Source organism: Protofrankia sp. CiP1_Cm_nod3, from assembly GCF_982290655.1.
This window is the reverse complement of sequence record NZ_CEVIVD010000176.1, coordinates 1-8,930: the sequence shown is the minus strand read 5'-3', so window position 1 is coordinate 8,930 and position 8,930 is coordinate 1. Positions and strand designations below refer to the sequence as shown.

Annotated in this window: 11 protein-coding genes and 1 pseudogene; 9 read left to right on the top strand and 3 right to left on the bottom strand. The window is 67.1% G+C overall.

From position 1 onward, the window contains the following. The 3 genes and pseudogenes from AC5LUJ_RS21675 to AC5LUJ_RS21665 all read left to right on the top strand — a co-directional run. The coding region (locus tag AC5LUJ_RS21675; RefSeq protein WP_493465621.1) for an IS66 family transposase at nucleotides 1–930 on the top strand (930 nt) is incomplete at its 5' end. A gap of 245 nt (nucleotides 931–1,175) precedes the next feature. After that, nucleotides 1,176–2,243, top strand: a complete 1,068-nt coding sequence (locus AC5LUJ_RS21670; RefSeq protein WP_250285352.1) for a lysylphosphatidylglycerol synthase transmembrane domain-containing protein — start codon at nucleotides 1,176–1,178, stop codon at nucleotides 2,241–2,243. 130 nt (nucleotides 2,244–2,373) lie between these two features. Beyond that, nucleotides 2,374–2,696 (top strand): annotated as a pseudogene (locus AC5LUJ_RS21665) (transposase family protein); the annotation flags it as partial. A gap of 5 nt (nucleotides 2,697–2,701) precedes the next feature. Here AC5LUJ_RS21665 and AC5LUJ_RS21660 read toward each other — a convergent pair. After that, nucleotides 2,702–3,871: a glycosyltransferase family 4 protein gene (locus AC5LUJ_RS21660; RefSeq protein ID WP_493465620.1), complete on the bottom strand. Its 1,170-nt coding sequence runs from the start codon at nucleotides 3,869–3,871 to the stop codon at nucleotides 2,702–2,704. 34 nt (nucleotides 3,872–3,905) lie between these two features. Between AC5LUJ_RS21660 and AC5LUJ_RS21655 the strand changes: the two genes are divergently transcribed. After that, complete coding sequence (locus AC5LUJ_RS21655) at nucleotides 3,906–4,787, top strand: PIG-L deacetylase family protein (RefSeq protein WP_250285349.1); 882 nt, start codon at nucleotides 3,906–3,908, stop codon at nucleotides 4,785–4,787. Nucleotides 4,788–4,955: 168 nt separating this feature from the next. Here AC5LUJ_RS21655 and AC5LUJ_RS21650 read toward each other — a convergent pair whose 3' ends face one another. Then, entirely contained in the window at nucleotides 4,956–5,228 is a 273-nt protein-coding gene (locus AC5LUJ_RS21650; RefSeq protein ID WP_250285359.1) for an undecaprenyl-diphosphate phosphatase, read from the bottom strand. Beyond that, complete coding sequence (locus AC5LUJ_RS21645; RefSeq protein WP_250285348.1) at nucleotides 5,192–5,683, bottom strand: undecaprenyl-diphosphate phosphatase; 492 nt, start codon at nucleotides 5,681–5,683, stop codon at nucleotides 5,192–5,194. The genes AC5LUJ_RS21650 and AC5LUJ_RS21645 overlap by 37 nt, the downstream gene beginning before the upstream one ends. A gap of 830 nt (nucleotides 5,684–6,513) precedes the next feature. Between AC5LUJ_RS21645 and AC5LUJ_RS21640 the strand changes: the two genes are divergently transcribed. From AC5LUJ_RS21640 to AC5LUJ_RS21620, 5 genes are all read left to right on the top strand, one after another. Then, nucleotides 6,514–6,963 (top strand): helix-turn-helix transcriptional regulator, encoded by a 450-nt coding sequence (locus AC5LUJ_RS21640; RefSeq protein WP_250285347.1) that lies wholly within the window; start codon nucleotides 6,514–6,516, stop codon nucleotides 6,961–6,963. 5 nt (nucleotides 6,964–6,968) lie between these two features. Continuing rightward, on the top strand, nucleotides 6,969–7,379 hold the full coding sequence (locus tag AC5LUJ_RS21635; RefSeq protein ID WP_250285358.1) for a VOC family protein: 411 nt from the start codon (nucleotides 6,969–6,971) through the stop codon (nucleotides 7,377–7,379). A 212-nt stretch (nucleotides 7,380–7,591) separates the two neighbouring features. After that, the gene (locus tag AC5LUJ_RS21630) at nucleotides 7,592–7,759 is read left to right on the top strand and encodes a pyridoxamine 5'-phosphate oxidase family protein (RefSeq protein WP_250285346.1); all 168 of its coding nucleotides are present in this window, start codon (nucleotides 7,592–7,594) and stop codon (nucleotides 7,757–7,759) included. Beyond that, entirely contained in the window at nucleotides 7,756–7,941 is a 186-nt protein-coding gene (locus AC5LUJ_RS21625) for a hypothetical protein (RefSeq protein WP_250285345.1), read from the top strand. Before AC5LUJ_RS21630 ends, AC5LUJ_RS21625 begins: the two co-directional genes overlap by 4 nt. Before the next feature lie 176 nt (nucleotides 7,942–8,117). Beyond that, a partial coding sequence (locus AC5LUJ_RS21620) for a P-loop NTPase family protein (protein ID WP_493465619.1) occupies nucleotides 8,118–8,930 on the top strand: 813 nt, incomplete at its 3' end.

The following is an 8,930-nucleotide window of genomic DNA, read 5'->3' as shown; positions in this document are numbered from 1 at the left end:
CTCGCGTTGTACTTCCTGGTCCGCCAGCACCTCCCGGTCGAACGGACCCAGGAGGGGATCGTCGAGCTGTGTGGGGTGGAGGTCTCGACCGGCTGGCTGCATTCGCTGCTGGCGCTGGGCGCGGACGCGGTCGCCGAGGCGGTCGACGCGATCGAACAGCGGATCGCGTCCGAGAAGGTCGTCGGGTTCGACGAGACGCCGCTGAAGGTCGGCCCGAAGGGCGAGAAGCGCTACGTGCTCTCGGCCTCCACGCTGCTGTTCACCCTGTTCGTGCTGGGCCGCCGCGACAAGGCCAGCTTCCGGGCGTTCCTGCTCGGCCGGATGCTCGGGGTTGTCGTCCACGACCGCTACGCGTTGTACGACTGTGACGAGTTCACCGGGTTCCTCCACCAGCTGTGCGTCAGTCATCTGCTGCGCGACATCGAGGACACCGTCGAGACCTACCCGGGCGAGGTGTGGCCGGTCCAGCTCCGCCAAGCGCTGCGGGGCCTGGTCCACCAGGCCAACCTCGCCCGCGCGGCCGGGCTGGCCGAGGTCCCCGCCGCGCTGCGTGACCCGCTGCTCGCGGAGTACCGCGGCGCGGTCCGCGTCGGTCTCGCCGCCGTGCCCCCGGCCGCGAAGGGCGCGAAGCAGCCGGTCGGGCGCTGCCTGCTCGAGTGCCTGCGTGACCGGCAGCCCGACGTGCTCCGGTTCGTCTTCGATCTCGACGTGTGGCCGACGAACAATGCGAGCGAGCGCGACCTACGGCCGTTCAAGACGCAGCAGAAGATCTCCGGTCGGCTCACCTCCACAGCCGCGACTGCCTGCCGCCTGCAGATCGCCAGCTACCTGTCCACCGCCCGCAAGCACGGCATGTCCGCGATGCACGCGCTGCGCCTCGCGTTCCACGGCACGCCCTGGATGCCGCCACCCGTCGCCGTGCCCGCCTGACCGAACCGCCCACCTGATCCAGCCGCGCCGACCACCGGCGCGGCCCGCCGCCATGCCCGAACCACCACCTACAGCAAGATCTTCAAACCAGCTGAATGTTTACGCCGTGACCTACAGCGATGATCCTGGCGGTGACTGCCGGAAGGATGGCCCCGCCGCATCGCGACCAGCGGTCGTCCATCGGGCGTGGGTACTGTGAGGGGAGACACGCTGGTCCCGACGGAGTCGGATAGTGAAAGGCTTCCATGGGTACGGAAACACCTGAGCTCCATTCCACTCGTCCTGTTTCTGCGCTCAAGGGCGCGGCGTTCGCCGGTTCCTCCTGGCTGCGGGTGTTACTGGGGACCGGAGTCGCCACGACGGTGATCGTTCTGGGGTTTCTGCACCGTCCCGCTCTCGGCGTCGGCGAGAACAACCTGATTCATGCTGACCGGGAGTGGTTGGCTCTCGCGGTGCTCGCCACCGCGATGATCTGGGTTGCCGGCACGGTGACGCAGCTCGGTTCGATGTCGCTACGTCCATCGCTGAGGCGGCTGTTCGCGGTACAGATCGCCGCGTCGTTCACCAACCATCTGCTTCCGGCCGGGTCTGGCGGTATCGCGGTCAACGTCCGCTTCCTGCAACGGCATGGGATGAGCAGGAGCGCGGCCCTGGGAGCAGTGGGCCTGAACTCCCTCGCGGGCATGGTGACCCATCTGATCCTGCTCGCGGCCATGATCGGGCTGGCTCCGTCCGTCCTCACCAGCGTCGGTACACAGGTACGGTGGACGACATGGCGACGGCCTGTCACCGGCGTTGTCCACCGTCCCTGGATCGGGCTCGCATTGATCGCCGTGCTGGCACTCATGCTGGTCGTGGGGACGGTGGTGAACCGGCGCCGCGCGGGAACGTGGAGGAGAACGCTCACCACGCGCCTCACCTCCGCCCGGACCCACATGATGCGTGAGCTGACAGTGCTGGCCGGGGTCGTGCGGGATCCGGCCCGTGCCGCCAAGCTCTGGCTGGGATCGTTGTCGGTACCGCTGCTGCACGCCGTGATCCTCATCGCCGTGCTGCGCGCCGTCGGCGTTCCCGCCCCGGCCGGGACCGTGGTCCTCATCTACCTGGTCGCTTCCTCGCTGTCTGTGATCGTGCCATCGCCAGGTGGTCTGGGTGCGCTTGACGTGACCCTTGCTACGGGGCTCGTCGCGGTTGGGATCTCCTCACCGGCCGCAATCGGGGTGGTCCTCGGGTACCGGCTGCTCACGGTCTGGGTGCCGTTGATGCCCGGGGCGTGCGTCTTCGCGTTCCTCGTCCGCCGTCGGATCATTTGAGCCGGTATCCGGGGGTGGGGTCTGTCCGGGTAACGACTCTGCCAAGATTCCGGTGGTGACAGGCGGTCGCCGTGCGGGCATCGTCGGTACCGTGTGATGCCAGCGTGCGGAACGGTATGCCCGCCGCTGAAAATATTTGCCCCATGACTTTCCGCCGCACGGCACCGTCTACGCCCACCACGCGACCTGGCGGGACGAGGGTATCTTCGTTCATCTCAACTACAACCTGACCGGTCTGGCCCGCGTCAAGGAGGGCCGCAAGCCCGAACCGACCGCGTGCATCATCGACACCCAGAGCGTCAAGACCTCCACCGACGTTTCCCCCTGACCAGTCAGGGCACGGACCCCGGCAAGAAGACCGTCGACCGCAAGCGGGGCATCGTCACGGACACGCTCGGCCTGCTCCTCGCCGTGGCCGTCACCGCTGCGAGCCTGTCGGACAACGCCAGGGGAACGACTCAACCCGCCGCCGGGAACCGATTGTGGGTCAGCGCCGGCCGTACGTCGTTGGTCGCGATCGCGTACATCGCAGCGGTGCGCTGCAACACATCCGGCCAGGCCATCGGTGGTGGAACCGCCCGATTGTGGGCCGCGATGGCCTCTCTCTCAGCGGGGTCGGCGGCAAGCCGCACAATTGCCTCGACCATGCCGTCCTCGCTCTCGGCGAGGATCCCCTCATCGCCGTCACGGACAAATTCGCGTATTCCGCCTTCGGCCCTGGCAACCACGGGAAGGCCCGCGCAGCGGGCCTCGAGGGCGGCGATGCCGAAGGATTCCAGGGTTGCGGGTGCGACGAACAAGTCAGCCCGCCCGAACAGGGAGCGGATCCGAGCCCGGGACAACCGGCCCGGCAGGCTTACCCACTCGGTCATGCGGTGGAGGCGAAGGTATCGCTCCAACGATCGCCGCTGCGGGCCGTCCCCGACAACCACGGCGCGCAGACGAAACGTCGGCTCCAGTGCTCTGTGCGCCCTGTGGAGCATGCGCAGCAGTTGCCGGGGCCGCTTGCGAGGCGCCAGGCGCATGACCGCGACGACGACCACCTCGTCCGGGTCACGGGGCTTCGGAGCCACCTGCCATGCCGAAACGTCGATTCCGTTTGGCAGAACGAACACCGGCGCCGTGCCGACCAGCCGTCGCAGCGGTTCGGCGGCCACGTTGCTGACGGCCGTCCACACCACTGGCCACGATGACCACCCGAAACCGGTATCGAGGATCCGGAAGGCAGGCTCCAGGTGGGAGATCAGCGAATGCATTGTCACCACGGTAGGGGCGCTGCCCGCAGCCGCTATCGTCGTGAACGCCAGGGGGGAGATCAGGCCGGCGTGTACGTGGATGACGTCGTATGCCCTGTCCCGCAGCAGCAGTCGGCTGGTTCGCAGGGCGGCCGGATGGAGCATCGAGGGAAATGCGACCGTCTCGGTCAGGCGATGCACTCGCAGTCCGCCCGTGCGCTCCTCGGCCGGCCCTGGAGTGGAAGTGATTACCTCGACGGAGTGACCGACGGCCTGCTGACGCATGGCCAGGTCGTGGATGTGCATCTCGATTCCACCGAGTCGAGGCAGATAGAAGTCCGTGACATGGGCGATTCTCACGCGAAAGCTCCCCAGGTTGGCCGAGCCAGGCACATATCGGATGTCTTTCCTGGTGCAGACTTTGTAGATGCCTTACACACTGGTCTCGTTCCACGCACACCCCGACGACGAGGCGCTGCTCACCGCGGGAACCCTGGCGCGAGCCGCTGCGGAAGGTCACAGGGTGGTCCTCGTGGTCGCCACCGCCGGTGGATCGGGCCTCGCGTCCGCCGCGATGCTGGCCGGCTGTGATCTTACCGAGCGTCGCTGGGCCGAGTTGCTGCGCTCCGCCGCGGTGCTCGGGTGCGCGCGGGTCGAGTGTCTGGGCTACGACGACTCTGGGATGACAGAAGCACCCTCCGGGGCGGAGCGGGCGTTCGCCCGGCAGGACGTCGACGAGGCCGCCGCGCGTTTGGCGGACATCCTGCGTGAGGAGCGGGCGGACGTGCTGACCATCTACGACCCGGTCGGAGGCTATGGTCATCCCGACCATGTGCAGGTGCACCACGTCGGCATGCGCGCCGCCACGATGGCGGGCACCGCCGTCGTCCTCGAGGCCACAGTGGATCGAAGCCGGTTGCAACGCGCACTGCGGATCATCCATTACCTGCCTGGTATCCCCGCGGACTTCGCTCCCGCCCGCCTCGCAGGCGCCTACACCGCCCCGGATGCGCTGACCCACCGGGTCGACGTGCGCCGCTACGTCCGACAGAAACGCGCGGCCATGGCGGCGCACGTCAGCCAGACCAGTGCCGACTCCGGCCTGCGAACGCTGACCGTGCTGCTCCGGATTCCCCGCCCGGTGTTCCGGTGGGTACTCGGTCGCGAATGGTATGTCGAGTATGGTCGGACACCCACAGAACCGCTCCTCGACAACATTTTCGCAAGCCTGGCGGACACTCCCGACCACACTATTATCGACATGACTAACAATTATGCGCATCAGAGCGAGGACGCTGTCGGAACCTGACGCTGAAGTAGCCCGGCGGATGGGTTCACCCTTCTCTGAGCACTGCTGCATAATTCCCCGGATTCGATGTGTGTGGCACTGGTGCAACGAAAGGACCGTTCCTCGACCATCTTGGCTCCCCGGCAGGTCAGAACAGGGTGAAGCGGGCATGGCAGCACAGTCCCGCCGTCATGCAGTAGAGGGCGAACGGGGTGAGGGACGGTTCTCGAAGTATCGGGCGAGGAACCGCACGGACAGGTAGGTGGCCACACCGGACAAGACTGTGCCGAACAACACTTGGGCACGGATACCGCTGCCGGGCGGGCCGGACAGATCGGGCAGTTTGAGTACGCTGGCCGCGAGGATGACCGGGATGGCAAGTAGGAAGGAGAAATAGGCCGCGTCCTCGTGGAACAGTCCGGCCATCATGGTGATTCCTGACCTGCTGACGCCCGGTGCCAGGGTGATGATCTGCGCTGATCCGACAACGAGCGCGTCAACCCGCGAAGACGGGACAACCGCTGGTCGGCGGCCACATCAGAATGCACAGCCCTGTCGGAATACGGTTCGGTCGACCGCAAGTCGGATGGGATGGCGGCGACGACGAGAAGCCATCCGAGCTTTTGGCCCAGCGTGTCCACTTCACAGTCCCGCAACGAGGTCACCGGGCCCCTGGCAATGCAGATCCAGCCCCGCTGGAAATAGATGATCAAAGCTACGGCGGTGGCGACGTGAAGGCTCACGATGAACGCCAGGTAGGGCGATTTGGGGGCGGACACGTTGAGGTCCCGCGCCCAGCCGCCGCCGATGACCGCCGGGATGAGGACGCTGTGGCCGAGGCTGGACACGGGGAACAGCTCTGTGATGCCCTGTAGAAAGCCGATGACACCGGCCTCGAAGAAACAGAGATGCGGCATGGACTCACTTTCGAAAGGATGCGACCGATGGGCCGGCTCGGGGCTCGGTAACACCTGACGCATGTGTCAGAACCGCACACTGGCACCCCGATCATGTGAATACCATGTGTAGAAGATGTAAGGTCGAAAAATGTAGTGTGTCGGCGGCTGATCACCCGTTCCCGACCTGGACGTGTCGCCGAAATCCCGACCGCCGCCTCGGGTGAGATTTTCAATAAACGCCCCAGGGAGGATTCGCGGCCCAGTACCGATTTTTGGACGTGCACGGCGGCCAGTTGGGAACCGGCTGCGGCGCAGGCGTCCAGATTCTCTCGGCCTCCGAGCGCGCAAAAAACCGCGATCGCTCGACAGCAACCATGCTGTTGTGGAGATGAAGGTAGGCCCTTCTGTATCGGCATGCAGGTGCTGGTGTCAAACCGCCACGAGTTGCTGTGGTGAATGAGCCATGGTGGTGAACGTCCGCGGAAAAGCCGTCGTGAGAGGCGGCAGGTATGAGCCAAGAAGGCGAACGAGAGTGAACCATCGATGACGTGTCGTTAAGCCAGGTGGCATCAAAACCAGGGCCTTAATGCTGCCCGGGATAAGTCAGAGGGAAAGCTGCCTACTGCTCCGGCGATGCCCGGCATGAAGATGGCGCAAGCTTGGCTTGGGCTCTGCAACGGAACAGGAGAACTCCTTGGCACGACATGGGTCCAGCGGATTGGAGCGGGAACCCACCGGGAGACCGGCAAGCGGCTAATCCGCGAGTCGCGGAGTACCAGGTGCAGGCCAGGAGGGCGGAGTGGGGCGGGACGCCAGCAACCCCGGCGCGACGTGGCACGATCTCGCAGGTGACCAGCACACCCGCCGCGACGCAGCACCTGCACGACCTCGCGCGGCTGCGCCGCGTCCGCGACCGGATCGACCGGGAATACGCGCAGCCGCTGGACGTCGAGGCGCTCGCCCGCGGCGCGCACATGTCGGCCGGGCACCTCAGCCGCGAGTTCCGGCGCGCCTACGGCGAGTCGCCATACGGCTACCTCATGACGCGGCGCATCGAACGCGCGATGGCGCTGCTGCGTCGTGGCGACCTCAGCGTCACCGAGGTCTGTTTCGCGGTCGGCTCCTCGTCGCTGGGCACCTTCAGCAGTCGCTTCACCGAGCTGGTCGGTATGCCGCCCAGCACCTACCGGCGCCATGCGACGCGCGCGACGGCGGGGATGCCGCCGTGCGTGGCGAAACAGGTGACCAGACCGATCAGGAATCGAGAAGCGCGGGTCACGGAGCCGCAGCTAGCGTGACCGCCATGGACATCACGATTCACGGGACCTTCCTCCCGCACGACGACCCGGACGCATCCCTGGCCTTCTATCGCGACACCCTCGGCTTCGAGGTCCGCAACGACGTCGGATACGGCGGGATGCACTGGATCACGGTCGGCCCTGCCGACCAGCCCGGCACGTCCATCGTCCTGGAGCCGCCGGCCGCCGACCCCGGCATCACCGACGACGAGCGCCGCACCATCCTCGAGATGATGGCCAAGGGCAGCTACGCCCGCATCACCCTGGCCACCGCCGACCTCGACGGCACCTTCGCACGGCTGCAGGCCAGCGACGCCGAGGTCGTCCAGGAGCCGACCGCGCAGCCGTACGGCGTTCGCGACTGCGCCGTCCGCGATCCCGCGGGCAACCTCATCCGCATCAACGAGCTCCGCTGAGTCGTCCGGCGATCGCAGCCATGACCTGCACAGACGGCACCGCGAAGGAGCCCGCGCACGACGCCGGTGCCGGCCGCCTGGTGGCCACCGGCACCGACCTCGACGGCGACGTCCCCGAGCTGCTTCAGGACCGATGAGGCCGCCCCCCCCGCTCCCGCGCTCAGCGTCGTCGCGACACCGATCGTCGGCTCACCCACGACATCGATGTCTAGGTGGCCAGTGCCTCGGCGGACGGTGCGCCGTACCTGGTGTCGCTGTCCTTCGGCTGGGACGGCGAGGCGCTGCTGATGGCCACGCCGACGGACATCCCGACCGGCAGAAACCTGGCCGCCACCCGGGCCGTCCGGCTGGGGCTGGGCCACACCGCGACGTGTCCATGATCGAGGGCAAAGTCGAGGTCCTCGAGATCGACGCGCTGCCGCAGGAGCGGGGTGACCGGTTCATCGCGCGCACCGGCTTCGACCCGCGTGCGCTGGCCACCCCGTACCGCTGGTTCCGTATCTCCCCGCGCCGCATCCAGGCTTGGCGCGAGGTGAACGAGCTGTCCGACCGCGAGAGCTGATGCGCGACGGCCGTTGTTGGTCCGACGCCTCGGCGGGCGCGCCGCGTGGCCGGGGCCCGGAGGCTCCACGGGCCGAAGCGAAGGAGAACCAGACGTACTGCTCGAAGCTGGTCAGATCGAGCCAGGCGACACGACGGAGACCGCGAAGGCGGCCCCGCCTAACAGATGGAGACACGATGATCATGGCCACGAGGACGGACCCGCAGTCGCCTGCGCTGCACGTTGCCGACAGCCACGATCTGCTCCGCGTGCAGGGCGCGCGCGAGAACAACCTCAAGGACGTCAGCGTCGAGATCCCGAAGCGCCGGCTGACGGTGTTCACCGGCGTCTCCGGCTCGGGCAAGAGCTCGCTGGTGTTCGGCACGATCGCCGCCGAGTCGCAGCGGCTGATCAACGAGACTTACAGCGCCTTCGTGCAGGGCTTCATGCCGACGCTGGTGCGGCCCGAGGTCGACGTACTCGAAGGGCTGACGACCGCGATCATCGTCGACCAGCAGCGGATGGGTGCCAACGCCCGCTCCACCGTCGGCACCGCCACCGACGCCAACGCGATGCTGCGCATCCTCTTCAGCCGGCTCGGGCAGCCGCACATCGGCTCACCCAACACGTTCTCCTTCAACGTCCCCTCGGTCCGCGCGAGCGGGGCGATCACGATCGAACGCGGCGCCGGCAAGACCGTGAGACAGACCTTCACCCGCACCGGCGGCATGTGCCCGCGCTGCGAAGGCCGGGGCACGGTCTCCGATATCGACCTCACCCAGCTCTTCGACGACTCCAAGTCGCTCGCGGAGGGCGCGATCACCATCCCCGGCTACAAGGCGGACGGCTGGTGGACAGTGGGGATCTTCACCGAGTCGGGCTTCCTCGACCCGGACAAGCCGATCCGCAAGTACACCAAGACCGAGCTCCACGACTTCCTCTACAAGGAGCCGGTCAAGGTGAAGATCAAGGGCGTCAACCTCACCTACGAGGGCCTGGTCCCCAAGGTG